This window comes from Mesorhizobium sp. M4B.F.Ca.ET.214.01.1.1 (genome assembly GCF_004791545.1).
Lineage (GTDB): Bacteria > Pseudomonadota > Alphaproteobacteria > Rhizobiales > Rhizobiaceae > Mesorhizobium > Mesorhizobium abyssinicae.
On sequence record NZ_SRUX01000321.1, the window covers coordinates 1 to 279 of the forward strand.

Genomic DNA, 279 nt, shown 5'->3' on the forward strand with positions numbered 1-279 from the left:
CGAGGAACGAGGCACGCCCACGCAGCGCCTTCATCGGCACGGTCGCCTCGGCGGCGGCGTCGGCGATGTCGACTATTTCAGCTACCGTCTTTCCCCCGGCTAACGCGTCATGCACCGGTTGCAGCACATCGAGCATGGTTTTCTGGCCAACCTGTGACTTGCCGCGCGCGGCCACCGCTTCGATCGCCTTGCCGAAGGCAGTCGTCAGGTTGGCGCGATCAGGTTCCGCCGAAATCTCCTTGCCGAGCGCCATGAACAACGTGCCGAAGAGTGGGCCGG

At 64.9% G+C, this 279-nt stretch carries 1 protein-coding gene; it reads right to left on the reverse strand.

Features of this window, described 5'->3' with window-relative positions; translation table 11 throughout:
• On the reverse strand, positions 1 to 279 hold a 279-nt coding region (locus tag EN857_RS34410), incomplete at both ends, for a DAK2 domain-containing protein (protein ID WP_135897754.1).